This window comes from Mucilaginibacter inviolabilis (assembly GCF_011089895.1).
GTDB classification, from domain to species: Bacteria; Bacteroidota; Bacteroidia; order Sphingobacteriales; family Sphingobacteriaceae; genus Mucilaginibacter; species Mucilaginibacter inviolabilis.
Genome location: NZ_JAANAT010000001.1, coordinates 3,195,394 through 3,214,316 on the forward strand (window position 1 = coordinate 3,195,394; position 18,923 = coordinate 3,214,316).

Genomic DNA, 18,923 nt, shown 5'->3' on the forward strand with positions numbered 1-18,923 from the left:
CCCTAAAGGGGGGATCGATGCTTTTTTAGTACCATGGGTGATGCTTATGAAAGCTCAATAGTGCCAATAATCCCTCCAATGGCTTTTTTTAATACCATATTGTTCATGGCAGGGTCTATATCTTTATAATAGCGATTTAACGCAACCAATCCGTGTACAAAAGACATGCAAATGAGATAATTACACCAAAAAATCTCCTCTGTAAATGTATTTCCTTTTACTACAGGTCGCATTTCCTCACGGAATACGTTGATAAATGTGGATAGTGCAGGAAATGCTTTTCCAACATCCTCAACACTGGTACCTACCGTATACATTAACTGGTAAAGTTCATTTTCGTTGGTAGCAAAATATAAAACAGCTCTCAGTACAGTTTCCATTCTTTCTTTTGCACCGGTTACGGATGCCAACTGCTGCTGTATGCAATTGATCAGCATGATAAAACCCCGTTTGGACAGTTCAATCAAAACCGCTTCCTTGTTCAGAAAATAAGAATATACAATAGTTGGGCTGTATTCAATAGTATCGGCAATTTTCCGGATGCTTACGGCCTCGCATCCTTCATTTTTAACGATACCCATTGCTGCATCCAAAATAAGCTGATGGACTTCTGCTTTTAAACGTTCTACGCGTTCTTTGCTACCCATATGTTTTAGTAATTGGTGAAGGTAAAGTTAATATTTTTTGAACTCTTCCCCCACCCCGTACTATTGAAAGCGCCTTGCTTGTGACATCAACAGAATATAGCTTAAACCTTGGCTTGTATTTCTTTTACCAGGATCATCACCAATGCCAATACCAGTAGCAATACACTCGACCATACAATTTGATGGATACCAAATTTCACTATCCAATATCCTCCAACACATGTGCCCATTGTTACAGCGATGTTTCCGCAGGAGGTAAAAATGCTATTGATAAACTCTGGAGCCTCTGGAGCCGAAGAGGTAACCGTAATATTGCTGATCAAAAAACCACCCGTATGGATCAATCCCCAAACGGCTACCATCAGGGCAATCGGCAGTAATTGGGCGCCTAAAAAATAAAGCAATATATGTGCGGCAGCTAAGGCGGGTATAAACAGCAATGTGGTAACCGTTCTGTTTTTACTCAAAAATTTACCCGCCAAATAATTGCCCAAAACACCTGCTATCCCAAAAACAAAGAGCAGTATACTGATCTGCTTGCCATTCATGCGATTTACTTTGCCTAAATAATCGGCCATGTAGCCATAAGTAGCATACATGGCCGCTATTATAAAACAAGCCAGCAGTAAATTCAGCCATAATATTTTCTTTTTCAAAATACCGGCATGAGATACGGTGTCTTTTTTAACCGGGATCGGAATATCGGGTAAAAAGAGCAGCAAGCCAGCCAATGAAACAAGGTTTATAAAACCATAGAGCATGAATGATGCTTTCCAGTTAAATACATCGGCCATTAGGGTAGCCATTGGTACGCCTATGATGCTGGCAATGGTAAAGCCACCAAATACAACGCCGACAGCTTTGGGTGCTTCCTTTTCGGCCACTATATTGGCTGCGGTTGATAAAGCGATAGACCAGTAAACCGGGTGAAAAAAACCAGGCAGTATCCGTGCCGCCAACAGGAAGCCAAAATTTGGCGACACGATGGATAACAGGTTGGACAAGGTAAATACGCCCAAAACAAAAGCCAGTAAGTTTTTTCTGTTGAAGGCCGATAAAAATAGCATCATAAACGGACCAGAAACAGCAACAGCCAATGCAAAGCCGCTTAACAACCACCCTGCCTGCTGGATACTTACATGAAATGCCGATGCCAGTTGCGGCAAAATGCCAATAACACCAAACTCCGTAGTTCCGATGCCGAAAATGCCTACTGCTAAAATGTAAAGGGTTCTTTTTTGCATAAAAGTTTTTTAATTTTTATGCAAATCTGCGGCAAACACATCTCCGATACCATATACTTACCTTGAAGTAGCATACTATCAATTTGGAAAGTATAAGATAGTTATAAATGATAGCTGTATCATCTATTTGAACTTATATCAAAAATGTTTGATATTAGGCTAGCCATAAATAAGCCCTACAAATGAAATCATCTTTACTTAAAAGCGCGATAGGCGCCTTGCTGGTATTTGGACAAATATCTATAGCCAAAGCCCAGAAACAGCCGCAATCGCGCCCAAACATTATTGTATTCCTGGTTGATGATATGGGTTGGCAGGATACCTCTTTACCTTTCTGGACGGAGGCAACCGCTTTAAATAAACGCTATCATACACCCAATATGGAGCGGCTTGCCCGCGAAGGGATGAAGTTTACCAATGCCTATGCTGCACCTGTTTGTACCCCCTCCCGAACCAGCATGCTTAGCGGTATGAACGCCGCACATCATGGCATTACCAATTGGACATCGCCGCAACGTAACGAGCCAACCGATGCCAAAGACGATCAGTTTTTACCCGCCGAATGGAATTACAATGGTTTAAGTCCACAGCCGGGAATAGCACACACCTTGTATGCAACACCATTTCCGGAGTTACTTAAAGCTGCCGGGTACTATACCATTCATGTAGGTAAGGCACATTGGGCATCGGCCGGAACGCCCGGGGCTAATCCATATAACATGGGTTTTATGGTCAATATTTCGGGCCATGCGGCCGGGCACCCGCAAAGCTATCTGGGTACCGAGAATTATGGAAATATGCCCGGTAAAGCCACACCACAGGCCGTGCCCGATCTGGAAGAATATTTTGGAACAGAAACTTTTTTAACGGAGGCCCTTACCAAAGAGGCCCTAAAAGCACTGGATGAACCTATCCGGAACAAGCAGTCGTTTTATTTAAATATGGCTCATTATGCCGTTCATGCTCCGCTGATGGCCGATAAGCGCTTCTATCAAAAATACCTGGATGCCGGCCTGGATATGCAGGAGGCCAAATACGCCACCATGATTGAAGGTATGGATAAAAGCCTGGGCGATATCATGGATTACCTAAAAGCGCAGCACGCAGATGGCAATACCATTATTATATTTATGAGCGACAATGGCGGTTTAAGCCTGGCCCCACCAAGGGACGGACCAGCACATACTCAAAACGCCCCACTCAAAGCCGGGAAAGGTTCTGTAAATGAAGGCGGCATCCGCGAGCCCATGATGGTAAAATGGCCGGGAATAACCAAACCAGCATCCATAGCAAACCAGTATGTAATTATTGAGGATTTTTTCCCAACCATATTGGAAATGGCCGGTGTAAAAAACTATCGGACCATCCAGAAAATAGACGGAAAAAGTTTTGTACCGGTTTTAAAGAATGCAGCCTATACCGATAACCAGCGTTCTTTGTTTTGGCACTATCCTAATAAATGGATCCCCGAAGATGGCCCCGGCATTAACTATTGCAGCGCCATACGCCAGGGCGACTGGAAACTGATTTACCACATGCGCGACAGCAGCATGCAGCTTTATAATTTAAAAAACGACATTTCGGAAACAGAGGACTTATCCGGAAAGGATCCAGCTAAAACAACCCAGCTGCTAAAACAGTTAAGAGATCAGTTAAAAAACTGGAACGCCCCAATGCCCGTTGACAAAAAAACCGGAAAGCCGATAGGGATAGCTAATGGGTTTTGAACATTTAAAGTTGACATTGGAAAAATTTATCGGCAAAAATCTGCCGATAATTTAGTATATTTACAATACACAAACAGCCCGTTTTTTCCCGATCAAAAAGGAAAAAACGGGCTGTTTAGTTAAGAGAAAAATGGCTCAAAAATCGGCCATTTTTCGTATAGTTATTTGACAATCAAATATTTAATACTTTTTAAAGTTTAAAAAACAGCTCAAAATCGCGTTTAAATTTGTTAAAAAGTGTTAAAATGAGAGTTTTTCGAGCGTTTTTTAGGCGATTTTCATCCTATTTTGATCCGAAAAGTGTTAAAATTCAAGGTTTAAAAAGTTTTTGGATCAAGCTTTCTGCTTCTTGGTTTTTGCTTTATGTTCCGCCGCATCCTCTTTTAATTTTTTGAGCAGCTCGTCCAGGCAAACTTCGGCAAAGGCCGTTGATGAGTCGGACACCCCGTAAGGGATAATGAGTTTGTCGTTATGTACAATAGTTCCGCAAGAGTAGAGTACATTGGGCACATACCCTTCGCGCTCATCGCTGTTTGGGATCAGCAGGGGCTCTTTCAGTCTGCCAATTTCAATGGTTGGGTCATCCAGCTTCAATAGGCTTGCACCCAGCACATAGCGCCGCATGGGGCCTACGCCGTGGGTAATCATAATCCAGCCCTCCTCGGTTTCAATCGGCGATCCGCAGTTGCCTATCTGGATAAACTCCCAGGTAAATTTAGGCTGCTGCAGCAACATGGGCTTTTCCCAGATGTTGATCTTGTCGGAGTACATGATATAGTTATTACAGCCATCAATACGGGATATCATCACAAACTTGCCATTCACCTTGCGTGGAAAAAGCGCCAGATTCTTATTCTGGGCGCCCGCACCATAAAGGGGCATAATTTTAAAATTATAAAAATCAGTGGTTTGCAGCAATTTAGGCATAATCAGCGAACCATCATAGGCCGTATAGGTGGCATAGTATACGTACGTGCCATCCTCGTTGAAGAATTTCACAAAGCGGGCGTCTTCGATGCCCTTCCGTTCATACTCCGATATGGGGAATATAACCCTGTCTGATATATCGGTATCCAGCGAAAATACGATCTCATAGTAGGAATCAGCCAGCCAGAGTACTTTATCATACTCCAGGCGTTTCATATCGCTTTCCTGCAGCTTCTGTGAATCGAGGATAATACGGCGCAGGTTGGCATATTCAAAATGGTGGTCGAGTTTAGATTCCAGCTCATTGATCACATCGATACTGATCTGGGTGATAGCTGCTTTTTCAAAAAACAGTTTTTTATTATAAACCGCGTTTCTTACAATTTCAGCCTCATCAATATAGCTGCCTGAAGGCTGAATAGTGATGTTATTGTATTTATCAATCAAAGCCCGTCTGAAAGTGATGGAGGAGATATGCCCCTCACCCACTGCCCTGAAACTGATGATCACTCGTTTCTGGCCGTCTTCCAGTTCGGTCTGGTCGGGGTCCTCTACGATTGATGGGTTAAAAAACGCCGCCGATTCGATGGAATATTCGTGTGTAAAATAGGAGCCTATCAATAGTTTACGGTAAACCGTGATTGTGTCAAAATCAATATTCAGTTCGCTAAATAATGGCTTTAGCTTACTGCAATGCCGATTTAATACCCTGGTAATGTTACGGTGCCGTTTGGAATACTCCTGCAACAATGGCGAAATGATACCGAAGGCCTCTTCTTCGCTGATGTCCATTACGCGTTCTATCACTTCTTTAGCTCGGTCGTTCCCATTGAAAAAGAATCTGGCTATAACGCGTTTGGGATCGGGATTAACTCTTATGGGTTTTCGTTCGATGGAAAGTCTCATATAGAAGGTAGTATTTATTCTTTAACAGTATTAACTGTAAATTGATTTGAGTAATTTGTATTCATTTCGGATTTTCAAAATATAGGTCCTGCTGTAATATGATGAATCAACTTACAGACAAAGTCCGAAATCGAAAATCCGAATTCCGAAATTCACCTTGATTCTTATATCTTTTGTAAATTGCAGGCGTATGAATGTATTAATTGTTGAAGACGAAAAGGGTTTGGCCCTTGAAGTAGATGAGTTTTTAAGTCATGAAGGTTTTACGGTTGAACACGCGCGCACCAAAAAATCCGCAGAGGAAAAGATATTTGTAAACAACTATGACTTTATACTGCTTGACCTTGGTTTGCCCGACGGTGACGGCTTTGACCTCCTAAAAATGCTGAAGGCCCTGGAAAAACGTGACGACGCGGTTATTATACTCACCGCCCGCGGAGCAGTTGACGATCGTGTAATGGGTCTGGAGCAAGGCGCCGACGATTACCTGGCCAAGCCATTTTCATTAAGCGAACTTTTGGCCCGCATGCACGCCATCACACGCCGAAAGCACCGTTTAGAGAGTAATGATATCAATATCAAAGGCCTGCGCGTTAATATCCAGAACCGTACAGTGATGTATAATGATGAGCGCATTAACCTGACTAAAAAAGAGTTTGAAATATTCAACTACCTGGTGCTGAATAAAAACCGGGTAATATCCCGCACCAACTTAACCGAGCATGTGTGGGGTGATGTACTGGAGATCAACTCAGACTCTAACTTTGTGGATGTGCACGTGAAAAACCTTCGCAAAAAACTATCGCAATACATTCCTATTGACTGGTTTGAAACCGTAAGGAGCATAGGTTACCGTATTAATATTTAAATACACCTACAAATGAAACTTCAGGTAAAGCTGGCACTGTATAATACATTAACCAAAGTAGCCATCATTTTATTTACCGGCCTGCTTATCCTGTTATCCATTGAAAAAATTTCCTATAACCACATTGAGGTACGTTTAGAGGATGATAAGGAAGAAACTTTAAAAAGCCTTGAATCAAATGAGATCAACCGCTTTTTGAGCAGCCAGCAGGTTTATACCGATTATAATATCTTAAAGGAGGAGTTTATCAGCATTACACCTGCTGCTAAATATGATCCCAATGTATCAAAAGAAGTAAAATTTACAACCGAGCCTCGTAACCTCGACAAAAAGAACTTTCAAGTTTATCGCATTCTATCCCATAAATTTAATTTTAACGGACATACTTACTTGCTTCAAATAGGCGAGGCGATTGAATCGGTTGAAGAGTTAAAGTCGATCATCAAAAAGTTTACTTTACTCGTATTATTTATTGCACTGGTACTTACACTCATCAGTGACCTGGTGTTTACCAAATTTTTGCTTGCTCCATTTTATAAGATCATTGACCGCAAGCTGATCAAAGTAAATGATCCCATGAACTTTGATTATGAAAAAATTCAAACAACAACCCAGGACTTTGAATTGCTTGATGACAGTATAAGTTCGTTAATGAAAAAGATATCCAACCTTTTTATACTGGAAAAGCAATTTATAGCCAATGTGTCACATGAATTGCTTACACCGATATCCATCATCAGTTCAAGGCTTGAAAATATACTCTTACATGAAGATTTAAGTGAAGGCAGCGAGAATAAGATGCATGCTTCGCTGAAAACGCTCAATCGCCTAAAATCTATCATTAATAGTTTACTGCTTATATCAAAGGTAGAAAACAACCAATTTGACAAAGCCGATATGGTGATGATAGCCGGAGTAGTAAAAGAAATACATGAAGAATTGGAAGATCGTATAGAGGAAAAACACCTCACGTTTACCAATCATCTCAAGTACATTTATTCTATTCAAGGTAATCGCCCGCTTATGCATACCTTACTGTTCAATATCATCAACAACTCCATCAAATACAACAATCCCAAAGGAAGTATTACCATTAGTGATGATCTTAACGATGATGTTTACGCTATTACCATTGCTGATACCGGTGCAGGCATGGATCAAAAGCAAATTGAAAATGCCTTTAACCGCTTTGAGAAGTTTGACACCGACGAAAAAGAAAGTTATGGTTTAGGCCTGGCCATAGTGAAAAGCATAACCGCTTTTCATAATATTAAGGTTAAAATAAGCTCGGTAAAAAACAAGGGAACTTCTGTAAAGCTGATATTTGATCATCTGGCTTAACTTCACTAAATCTTCATTCAAAGTTTATTACTTTGGGCAGTTTTAGTAAGTGTTACCCCTATTAAGAGGGCTATTTTTATTTAAGGATAGCCTTTTTTTATATCATCTTATTTCGCTTCACCAGGTAAGTCTTTAGTATGTTTTGGTAGCCTTCCTGTATATCGGCATCAATCAAATCAATATGATATTGCGCGCATTTGAGTTCCAGCTCATGTCGGTATGCCTCTAAAGATTTTCTATAAGCATCGCGTATTTTACCGGGATGTACTTTTATCTCGGCGCCAGTTTCCATATCTATAAAATGGTGGGGACGGTTATCAAAATTAAAATCGAGTTCTTTTTGCTTATCGTGGACATTAAATACAACTACTTCGTGTTTATTGAATTTTAAGTGCTGTATGGCAGCAAACAGCGATTGTAATTTTTCGGCATCAAGGTTATTCTCCAACATATCACTAAAAATGATCACCATCGAACGCTGATGTATCTCCTGGGCAATATGATGTAGTACATCGGTTATATGGGTAACTGTATTTACCCGGGGAGTGTTATACATTTTTTCCAGCTCGGCATACAGGTGAAATAAATGTGTGCTGGTTGATTTGGCGGTGCTCAGCCAATCAATTTTATCCGAAAAAAGGCATAAGCCAAAAGCATCACGTTGCTTTTTAAATAAATACATTAATGAGGCCACAGCATAAACGGAAAACTGCAGTTTACTCAACCCCTTTTCGGGGAAATTCATAGATGATGAAGTATCCAGCAGTAAATAACAGCGCAGGTTGGTTTCCTCTTCAAACTGCTTTACAAACAGTTTTTCGGTTCGGGCCAGTAATTTCCAGTCGATATTTTTTACTGATTCACCATTATTGTACAAGCGATGTTCTGCAAACTCTACAGAAAATCCGTGAAATGGGCTTTGATGCAGGCCGGTTATAAACCCTTCTACCACCTGGCGGGCCAATAGTTCCAGATTGGCCAGTTGCCTTATTTGCTGATCATCATTTAACCGGGACATAGGGCTAATATAGGGTATAAAAAAAGCGTCACCAAATAGGTAACGCTTTTTTAAGGTAATAAATATGGTGAATTAAGCTATCAATAAACTTAATTTTTGCCTTTTATAATTATGCCAGTTGCTTAGCCAATTTATCAGTTAAAACTGATTTTGGAACAGCACCAATTTGTTTGTCCACAATTTCGCCGTTTTTAAAGAATAATAAAGCAGGGATATTACGGATTCCGTATTTCATTGATATACCAGGGTTGTTGTCAACATCAACTTTACCAACAACGGCTTGACCTGCGTACTCTTTTGCAATGTCTTCAACAACCGGACCTACCATTCTACAAGGACCACACCATTCTGCCCAAAAGTCAATAAGTACGGGTTTGTCTGATTTCAGCACAAGTTCGTCAAAGTTCGCATCAGTTATTTCTAAAGCCATGATTTCTATTTTTTAATTTTTGTATTACAAATATATACTATTCAAATAGCTTGCCACAACTGCGACCTGACAATGTGACAATTATATTAATATAAATATAAACATCCACCATGATTGTTTCTTACTAAAGTTTTAAAAACAAGTTCAGCAAAAGCCCAAAAGTGGGTTTACATGGGTTTACACTTTTCATGGTTAACATGGGCTTATTTTACTGAAAATCAAATAATTACTTAAAATCAAGGCTAATTAATGTAAACCCACAATAATGGTAAAAACAAGGTATCCCATGGCATTAGCTAATGCTAAGTTATCAACATTTCACTCAATTATTGACTAATTGAATTATTTAGTCAGAAATTATAAAAATCAAATAATTTGTTTGATTGCCGATAATATAATGAGCTACCTATAGATATTGAATATAGGGTTACTTTTATTAAACATGGGTATTAATAAAAAGTAATCCAATCACAAATGCTTTCATTTTATATCCCACTGCTGATGCTTTTGATAGCCCCTGGTATTCAGGTTATTTTTTCATTTAAAAGAATTAACTCTAAAATCAATTGCTCTCTTGCAGCTATAGCAGGGTTATCGTTTCTGTTAGGATTAATACTGTCAGTAGCGGGTGTAATTGTTTCCATGTGGTTATTGCCATCAGATATTAAATGCGCTACCGCATGTATCGGATTCGCCCCACTTGGATTTGGGCTACTATGTATAACTACCCCGCTTACATTTTTTTTAAGCTTATACCAATACAATTCCAGACAGAAGGCTACTTCCGTTACTAATTAATTTAATTCAGCACCGGCTGTATATTGGTCAAATTAAAAATATCGGCCATCAGATCGTCACTGGGGTTTACTTTGAATAATTTGGAGGCTAGCTCAACCTGTAGTGCTTCTTCCCTGTCCTTAATTAAAAAACGCAGTTTACAGTTCTGAACCGGGTACTTTTCGTTGTTTACCATAATGGCTTGCTGAATATCATCCAGCAACTTGCTGTTCAAACTGTTTACATCCAGACAAACGGTTAATGATTTGGTCATTTTATCGCGCATTTCCGATAACAGGCTCATCACCTGTATACGCAGATCCCAGTTATCTTTTTGCCTGAATTTTTCTTCGATGTTACCTTTGATGTGCAGAAAATAACCATCCATCATCAGGTTACGAAATTTCACATAATCCTCGCCAAACAAGGCAAACTCGTATGATTCGTTATAATCTTCCAATACAAAGGTACCGAAAGGCTTACCGGTCTTCGTCATTTTATGCTGCACATTACCAACCAGGCCACCAATGCGTATCTCGCCCCGTTTACGTAATTCGTTAAAGGCACTCATGATCTCTTCCCCACCCTCACCTGTACGTGCTTTTTGTACCAGTTTCAGATCACTTACAGTACTGTTGCAGAACCGCTCCAACTCAATTTTATAATTATCGAGCGGGTGGCCGGTTAAATATATACCGATCACCGTTTTTTCGTATTTCAATTTCTCAATCAGCGGCCACTCTTCCACATCGGGCATAGCGGGTTCCGGCACATAGGAGGCTACCGAACCGCCAAATAATGAGGATTGCGAACTGCTTTGTACATTCTGATAATCATTGGCGTACTTGATCAATCGTTCAACACCTGTTAATACCCCAAGCTCCGTCTTGGCAAAAAACTGCGACCGGTGTACGCCAAAGCCATCAAAAGCTCCCCCGTAAACCAGGTTTTCATATGATTTACGATTTACACTCCGGGTATTTGATCTGCGGGCAAAATCATATAAAGTTTCATAAGGGCCGTTAGCCGCACGCTCTTCAATAATACTTTCAACCGCTTTATCGCCAACACCTTTAACACCGGTTAACCCAAAACGGATCTGCGCCTTTTTATTTACCGCGAATGACATGTCCGATTCATTGATATCCGGCCCCAAAACTTCCAGCCCCATCCGGCGGCATTCCTCCATAAAAAAGGTGATCTTTTCTATATTATTCTGGTTATTTAAAACCGCAGCCATATATTCAGATGGGTAATGCGCTTTTAAAAAGGCCGTTTGATACGCTACAAAGGCGTAACAAGTGGAGTGCGATTTATTGAAAGCGTATTGTGCAAAAGCTTTCCAGTCGGTCCATATTTTGGTGAGCTTATCTTTGGGGTGTCCTTTGGCAACGGCCCCGTCCATAAACTGGGCCTCCATTTTGTTCAACACCTCAATTTGCTTTTTACCCATGGCTTTACGCAGTACGTCGGCATCACCTTTACTAAAGCCTGCCAGCTTCTGCGACAAAAGCATCACCTGCTCCTGGTATACGGTAATACCATAGGTTTCACCCAGGTATTCCTCCATATCCGGAAGGTCAAACACAATAGGTTCCTGCCCATGTTTACGTTTAATAAAGTTGGGGATGTACTCTATCGGTCCAGGACGATAAAGAGCGTTCATGGCAATTAAATCCTCAAACTTATCGGGTTTCAGATCGCGCAGGTACATTTGCATACCATCACTTTCAAACTGGAACGTTCCGTTAGTATCTCCCCGCTGATAAAGTTCATACGTTTTTTGATCGTCCAGCGCTATGTAATCAATATCAATGTGTACGCCATGATTTTGTTTGATCATCCGCAGCGCGTCCTTAATAATGGTCAGGGTCTTTAACCCAAGAAAGTCCATCTTGATAACGCCTGCATCCTCAATTACACGTCCGTCGTACTGGGTAACCAATAAGTCGGAGTCTTTGGCGGTTGCTACCGGTACAATATCCGTTAAGTCATAAGGCGCAATGATGATACCTGCTGCGTGTACACCGGTATTACGAACCGAACCTTCGAGCTTTTCGGCCTCCCGCAGTACCTGCCCGCGCAGGTCGTTCCCTTTTACAATCTCTTTCAGCTCGGGCACCTGTTCAATGGCTTCTTTAAGTGTGATACCCAAAGTTTCAGGAACCAGCTTTTTAAGGGCCGCCATTTCGGGCAGCGGCATATCCAGCACCCGGCCCACATCCTGTATACTGGTACGGGCAGCCATGGAACCATAGGTAATGATCTGCGCTACCTGGTTTTTGCCATATTTTTCTACCACATAGTCAATCACCCTTTGCCGACCGGCATCATCAAAGTCGGTATCAATATCGGGCATAGACTTACGATCCGGGTTAAGGAACCTCTCGAACAGGAGATTATACTTCATCGGGTCGATATTGGTGATCCCTGTACAGTAAGCCACCACCGATCCCGCGGCCGAACCACGACCCGGCCCAATAAATACGCCGATATCCCGGCCATGCTTAATAAAGTCGGCTACAATTAAAAAGTATCCGGCAAAACCCATGGTACGTATGGTGAACAACTCAAAGTTGATACGCTCCTCTGTTTCGGGCGAAATATCTATATAGCGCTCCTTAGCGCCTGTAAAGGTTAAGTGTTTTAAATATTCCCACTGGTTCAGCGTATCAGCATCGGGTGTGTTGTGGATCTTAAACTCTTCCGGGATAATGAAATTGGGCAACAGGATATCCCGTTTTAGCTTTAACACCTCTACTTTATCCACAATTTCGTTGGTATTATCCAACGATTCGGGAATATCAGAGAACAGACTGCCCATTTCTGCCTGTGTTTTAAAATAAAACTGATCGTTAGGAAAACCAAAACGATAGCCCTTGCCGCCTTCTTCATCAGTCGCAATCGGCGTACTTTGCATATCACCGGTGTTTACACACAGCAAAATATCGTGGGCATTGGAGTCCTGCTGATCCACATAGTGCGAATCATTGGAGCATATCACTTTTACATTATACTTTTTAGCATAAGTAAGCAGCACATTATTAATAGTGGTTTGCTCCGGAATTTCATGGCGTTGCAGCTCGATATAAAAATCTTCGCCAAACAGATCAAGCCACCATTTAAATTCCTCCTCTGCCTTTTCTGGTGTCTCGCGTAATATAGCCTGGGGCACTGATGCACCAATACAGCAAGTAGTAGCAATGAGGCCTTTATGGTATTTTAATATCAGCTCTTTATCAATACGCGGCCATTTGCTGTATAATCCTTCCATGTACCCTAAGGAGCATAGCTTCACCAGGTTTTTGTAACCCTCGGGGTTTTTGGCCAACATCAGCTGGTGGCGGCGCACGTCTTTTTTCTCCTTGGTAAATTGTTTTTTATGCCTGTCTTCCACCACATAAAACTCACAGCCCACAATAGGTTTTACATTATGCTTGCCGGCTTCAGCCACAAACTTAAATACCCCGAACATGTTGCCATGATCGGTTATGGCCAATGCCTTCATACCATCAGCTGCAGCCTTTTTATATAGTTTTGATATATCGGCAGCACCATCAAGTAATGAAAATTGGGTATGTACGTGTAAATGAGAAAAATCTGGCATAATGAATCCTTTTCAGCAAAATCCTGTAGAAATACAAAGTTATCAATAAAACAACTTTGCCGCATCATGTGTTGAAAAACTAAGCCCGATAATTTTTTTATCTATGGGTTGAGGTGTTTAGTTATTTTGCTGATGAAGCTGTAACTTAAACCGGACTAATCAAACAGGTATCTAAAGTATACTGTTTGAATGTTTGACAGTGAACGATCATCACCCTTGAAAAATTTATACAGTTGAAAAAAATTGGACGAATAGCCCTAAAAACCATACTCTGGATAATTGCAAGTATCATTTTCCTGGTGCTGCTTATCGTTATTCTGATACAGGTTCCTGCAGTGCAGAATTTTGCCAAGGATAAAGCGGTAAATTTTTTGCAGGGAAAAATCCACACCAAAGTACAAATAGGCCATATTAGCCTGGGCTTGCCTAAACTACTGGTATTAGAAAATGTTTATTTTGAAGATCAGAAAAAAGACACGCTGATTGCCGGCGAAAAATTAAAAGTAGATATCAGCCTGTTTAAATTATTTCACAATAAGGTAGAGATTAATGAGATCAACTTACAGGGTATCACAGCCAATGTAAACCGTGGAGCAGATAGTGTTTTCAATTTCGATTATATCATCAAAGCTTTTGTGGGTGAGCAAAAAAAAGAGGTAAAACCCGAAGATACTACCTCAACGATGAAATTCTCATTGGATAAGATTAATCTTGACCGTATCAATATCAAATACAAAGATAAGATCACCGGTAATGACGTTAAATTCCTGCTCGGGCATTTTGATACCCGGATCAAAGATTTTGATATGGATAAAATGAAATTCACCATACCAAAAATCACACTATCTGATGTTAACGCGCGGGTTATCCAAACTCCAACCGGACCGCCTCCTGTTGATACAGCTACTACACCGCTCAATATGGATCTGAATTTGGGTGTTATTGATGTATCGAAGATCAAAGTTGATTACCAAAGCAGCGAGATGAGCGCCAATGTTAATCTGAACAAACTTTTGGTTGATATGGATAAGATCGATCTGAAGAAACAAAAAGTAGGTATTAAAAGTATCGAACTCAGTAATACCAATGCGGCATTGAGCCTGGCTAAACCCAAAACGGTACAAAAAGCTATTGTAAAAGCTGCCAAAAAACTCGATACGCTGGTATCATCTCCACAAACATCTAAGTGGGCCGTTACTTTGGGTAAAGTAAATTTCACTAACGATAACATCAAATTTGATAACGAAGCACAAAAGGCCATACCCAAAGGACTTGATTTCGGTCATATGGACATTCGGAGCCTTAACGCCGAGGCGGAGAACATTTCTTATAACCCCGATACTATTTCAGGCAAGATCAACTCCTTCGCCTTTAGTGAAAAAAGCGGATTAAAAATCAATAAATTTCACACTGCTTTCTTTTACGGGCCAACCAATGCGTATATGAACGATCTATTGCTGGAAACCCCACAAACCGTTCTTCAAAAATCGGTACAGGTGCGTTATCCTTCTATTGACGCTATCACCAAAAATATTGGCGCCCTGGGTGTCAACGCTAATTTAGATGGGAGTCGCCTCGGTTTAAAAGATGTACTGCTGCTGATGCCAACAATGGCTACTATGGAACCTTTTAAAAGTTCGCCTGGCGCGGTATTCAAAATAAATGGTAAAGTTAAAGGTCAGGTAAATAATCTGGATATCCCCAGCCTTGAAGTAAGTGGATTAGGTAGTACCTATATCAAAGCATCAGCCAAAATGAAAGGTCTGCCTGATGTGAATAAGGCTTATTTTGATATTAACATTGCCGATTTCACCACCAGCAGCAGGGATATAGCCAAACTGGCTCCGGCGGGCAGCATCCCTCCTAATGTGAGCATTCCTGAAAAAATGAACCTGAAAGGTACATTCAAAGGCGGTATGACCAACTTTGATACCAAAATGCAATTGCGCTCCAGCTATGGCGCGGTTGACCTGGTTGCCGCCATGAAAAACGGCGAGCATAAAGGCAAGGAAATGTATACGGCTCACATCAAAGCTAATGACCTGAATGTGGGCGCGCTAACCAAGCAGCCGCAAATGGTTGGTAAAATAACCATGGATGCCAACCTGAAGGGTGTAAGTCTTGATCCTAAAAAAGCTAGCATACAGTTTAACGGCAACCTGACTAAAGCTTACGTGAAGGGTTATACTTACCAAAATTTGGTACTGAAAGGTAGTTCGGAAAATGGTAACTATACCGCCGTTGCCCGCATGAAGGACCCTAATATTAATTTCAGTCTGGATGCAAAGGCCTATTTAAATCGTAAATATCCATCAGTTAATGGAACGCTGCTGGTTGATAGCATTAACCTGCAAAAACTGAATTTTGTAAAGGACGATATGCGTTTTCACGGCAAAATGGTAGCCAATGTACCAACCGCAGATCCTGATTACCTGAACGCCGATATATTGGCCACCGATCTGTTGGTGGTAAACAAAGGACAGCGTATACAACTGGATACGGTAAGCCTTAAATCGACAGCAAATGCCGATAGCAGTACCCTGCGTTTAAAAACCCCCATCATGACTGCCCATATGGCCGGCAAATACAAGCTTACTCAAATAGCCGATGCCCTGCAGGATGTGATCAATAAATATTTCAATACCGCTATAGCCGGCGGGCAGCAGGTGGCAGTGAAAAGTCAAAAGTCAAAAGTTAAAAGTCAAAAATCTAAGACACCGCCGCCTGCCGTTAAACCAAAATATTCGCCACAACAATTTGTATTTGAGGCACATTTAGTAAAAACACCATTACTGACTCAATTTGTCCCTGACCTGAAACAGCTTGATCCGGTATTGCTGAATGGTAGCTTTAACAGTGAGTCGGGCGAATTAATAGTTAAAGGTTCCATCCCAAAAGTGGTTTATGGCACCAATACCGTTAACAATGCCAGGCTTGATATTAATACCAACAATAACGCGTTGAACTACAATTTGGCGGCTGACGAAATAAAAGTAGGCTCGTCTTTAGACCTGCTGTACACCAGTATATCTGGCAAAGCACAGGACAACAAACTTAACGTGAGTTTAGAGGTACGCGACGCGGCCAAAAAAGATCGCTACCGTCTTGCCGGGGTGTTTAGCGTTTTGCCGAATCAATACCAGTTCAGTTTTGCACAAGATGGCCTGCTGCTTGACTATATGCCCTGGGCCGTTAGCTCCGATAACTATCTGCAATATGGTCCCAAAGGGATATTGGCACATAATTTCACTATTACCAATACCAACCAGGTACTCAGTATAAATAGTAACCCACAGGAATTTAACGCTCCCGTTACTGTTAACTTTAATAATTTCCGAATCGAGGCCCTTACCAAAATTGCCAAACAAGATTCATTACTGGTTGGCGGTGTAATTGATGGCAAAGCCGAAATCAGCAATCTTGAAAAATCGCCCTTGTTTACCGCGGCTATTGATGTTAAGGATTTTAATTTCAAAGGTGATACGGTAGGCAATATAGCCGTTAAAGTAAACAATCAAACCGAGAACGCTTATGCGGCCAGCATGAGCATTACAGGTAGGGGCAATCAGGTTGATCTCACAGGCACCTACTATACCAGCCCGGAAAGCCGGTTTGATATGAACCTGAATATCGTCAATCTCAGCATGAAAAGCATTGAAGGTTTTAGTTTTGGCAGCCTGCGCAACTCTTCAGGTAACATCACGGGTCAGCTTAAGATAGCCGGTACCACCAGCGCGCCGGCCGTGCGCGGTGATATTCATTTTAACAAGGTTGGCTTTAATGTGGCTATGCTCAATTCCTACTTCCGTATGCCACAGGAAAGCATCACCTTTAACGATGCGGGCATCCGTTTTAATGATTTCACCTTAGTTGATTCTACCGATAATAAAGCGGTTATCAGCGGTAGCATTTTCACTAAAACCTATACGGATTTTGCTTTCGGTTTGGACATCAATGCCCGTAACTTCAGGGCCATGAACTCAACCCAGGCCGATAACAAGTTGTATTATGGCAAGTTATTCGTAGATACGCGTGTTAAAATAAGGGGCAACATGGACAAACCCGTTGTGGATGCCAACCTGACAGTAAACGAAAAAACGGATATGACAGTAGTGCTGCCCACTACCGATCCAAGTGTGGAAGACCGGAAAGGCGTAGTGGAATTTATTGATCAGAACGCGCCTAAATTAGATTCCATTTTACTGGCCAAACAACTTGATTCGTTGAAAAAATCAAATGTGAAAGGGCTGGATGTATCCGCCACTATCAACGTAAATAAAAACGCCGCCTTTACCATTGTAATAGACGAAAGCAACGGTGATGTGGTACACCTGAAAGGTGAAGCAAGCTTAAATGCAGCGATCGATCCAAGCGGTAAGATCAATTTAACCGGAACCTATGAGGTAAATTCAGGATCTTATAACCTGTCTTACGCTACGGTAAAACGCAAGTTTAACTTTAAAAAAGGCAGTACCATTGTTTGGACGGGCGACCCAACCAGCGCTAATATTAATCTGACAGCTATTTATGTAGCCAATGTACCTCCCATTGATCTGGTTGAAAATCAACTAGGTTCAAGCGATAATTCTGTTCAATACAAGCAAAAATTACCATTCAACGTAAACCTGAGTCTTAAAAATCAACTGCTTACGCCAGATATCAGTTTTGACATTGTACTGCCTGATAGTTCTTATAATGTATCAAGCGAAGTAACCACCAACGTTAATACACGTTTGGCTCAGGTAAGACAGGATCCTAATGAAATGAACAAGCAGGTACTGGGTGTATTGGTGTTAGGGCATTTTATTGGCGATAACCCACTGCAAAGCCAGGGAGCCGGCTTTTCGGCCGAAGGGTTGGTGCGTAACAGCGTAAGCAGCTTGTTAAGCGACCAGCTTAATAAACTGGCCGGTAACCTTATTGAAGGCGTTGATTTGAACTTTGGTTTAACGTCCGGCGAGGACTACTCATCCGGAACGGCTACCAACCGAACGGATTTGAATGTAGGATTATCCAAAAGGTTCCTGAACGACAGGCTTACGGTAACTGTAGGCAATAACTTTAACCTGGAAGGTAACCAGCAAGGCCAGAAAGCTACTAATATTGCGGGTGACGTATCTGTGAATTACAAATTAAGTAAAGATGGTCGCTATGCTCTGCGCGCTTATCGTCGCGATGAGTTTATTGTAATCCAGGGCCAGATTATTGAAACCGGTTTAGGGTTCACACTCACTGTTGATTACAATCGCTTCAGAGAAATATTCCGCAAGCGTACACAACAGGAACGAGAAATGCGCCGCAAATACCTGCAACAGGAAAAAGACAAGAAAAAAGCACAGGACGACGCCACCAATAAAGCTAATGACGCAGCAAAAACTGAGGAACAAAAAGAACAGGAAAAGAAAAAACAAACAACTACCTCAAACTAAGC

10 protein-coding genes are annotated in these 18,923 nt (G+C 41.4%); 4 read left to right on the plus strand and 6 right to left on the minus strand.

All coding sequences use genetic code 11. The annotated features are described in order from the left end of the window. Positions 1-44 precede the first annotated feature (44 nt). On the minus strand, positions 45-647 hold the full coding sequence (locus G7092_RS13095; protein WP_166089984.1) for a TetR/AcrR family transcriptional regulator: 603 nt from the start codon (positions 645-647) through the stop codon (positions 45-47). 101 nt (positions 648-748) lie between these two features. Then, positions 749-1,891, minus strand: coding sequence for an MFS transporter (locus G7092_RS13100; protein ID WP_166089986.1), 1,143 nt, complete (start codon positions 1,889-1,891; stop codon positions 749-751). A 182-nt stretch (positions 1,892-2,073) separates the two neighbouring features. Between G7092_RS13100 and G7092_RS13105 the strand changes: the two genes are divergently transcribed. Beyond that, positions 2,074-3,618, plus strand: a complete 1,545-nt coding sequence (locus G7092_RS13105; RefSeq protein ID WP_166089988.1) for a sulfatase — start codon at positions 2,074-2,076, stop codon at positions 3,616-3,618. A gap of 333 nt (positions 3,619-3,951) precedes the next feature. Here the strand turns inward: G7092_RS13105 and G7092_RS13110 are convergent, their stop codons facing one another. Then, positions 3,952-5,451 (minus strand): glycoside hydrolase family 130 protein, encoded by a 1,500-nt coding sequence (locus tag G7092_RS13110; RefSeq protein WP_166089990.1) that lies wholly within the window; start codon positions 5,449-5,451, stop codon positions 3,952-3,954. A gap of 190 nt (positions 5,452-5,641) precedes the next feature. Between G7092_RS13110 and G7092_RS13115 the strand changes: the two genes are divergently transcribed. Beyond that, positions 5,642-6,319 (plus strand): response regulator transcription factor, encoded by a 678-nt coding sequence (locus G7092_RS13115; RefSeq protein ID WP_076374238.1) that lies wholly within the window; start codon positions 5,642-5,644, stop codon positions 6,317-6,319. A gap of 12 nt (positions 6,320-6,331) precedes the next feature. Beyond that, a complete protein-coding gene (locus tag G7092_RS13120; protein WP_166089992.1) occupies positions 6,332-7,660 on the plus strand; it encodes a sensor histidine kinase in 1,329 nt (442 codons plus the stop codon). Positions 7,661-7,757: 97 nt separating this feature from the next. On the opposite strand, the gene G7092_RS13125 is transcribed toward G7092_RS13120, so the two are convergent. The 3 genes from G7092_RS13125 to dnaE all read right to left on the minus strand — a co-directional run bounded on the left by G7092_RS13125 (position 7,758) and on the right by dnaE (position 13,492). Next, the gene (locus G7092_RS13125) at positions 7,758-8,678 is read right to left on the minus strand and encodes a DUF58 domain-containing protein (RefSeq protein WP_166089994.1); all 921 of its coding nucleotides are present in this window, start codon (positions 8,676-8,678) and stop codon (positions 7,758-7,760) included. A gap of 109 nt (positions 8,679-8,787) precedes the next feature. After that, on the minus strand, positions 8,788-9,108 hold the full coding sequence (trxA, locus tag G7092_RS13130; RefSeq protein ID WP_166089996.1) for a thioredoxin: 321 nt from the start codon (positions 9,106-9,108) through the stop codon (positions 8,788-8,790). Positions 9,109-9,907: 799 nt separating this feature from the next. Then, positions 9,908-13,492 carry a DNA polymerase III subunit alpha gene (gene dnaE, locus G7092_RS13140; RefSeq protein ID WP_166090000.1) on the minus strand — a complete coding sequence of 1,195 codons (3,585 nt, stop codon included), beginning with the start codon at positions 13,490-13,492 and terminating at the stop codon, positions 9,908-9,910. Positions 13,493-13,725: 233 nt separating this feature from the next. On the opposite strand from dnaE, the gene G7092_RS13145 reads away from it, so the two are divergent. Beyond that, the gene (locus G7092_RS13145) at positions 13,726-18,921 is read left to right on the plus strand and encodes a translocation/assembly module TamB domain-containing protein (RefSeq protein ID WP_166090003.1); all 5,196 of its coding nucleotides are present in this window, start codon (positions 13,726-13,728) and stop codon (positions 18,919-18,921) included. The last annotated feature ends 2 nt before the right edge of the window (positions 18,922-18,923 follow it).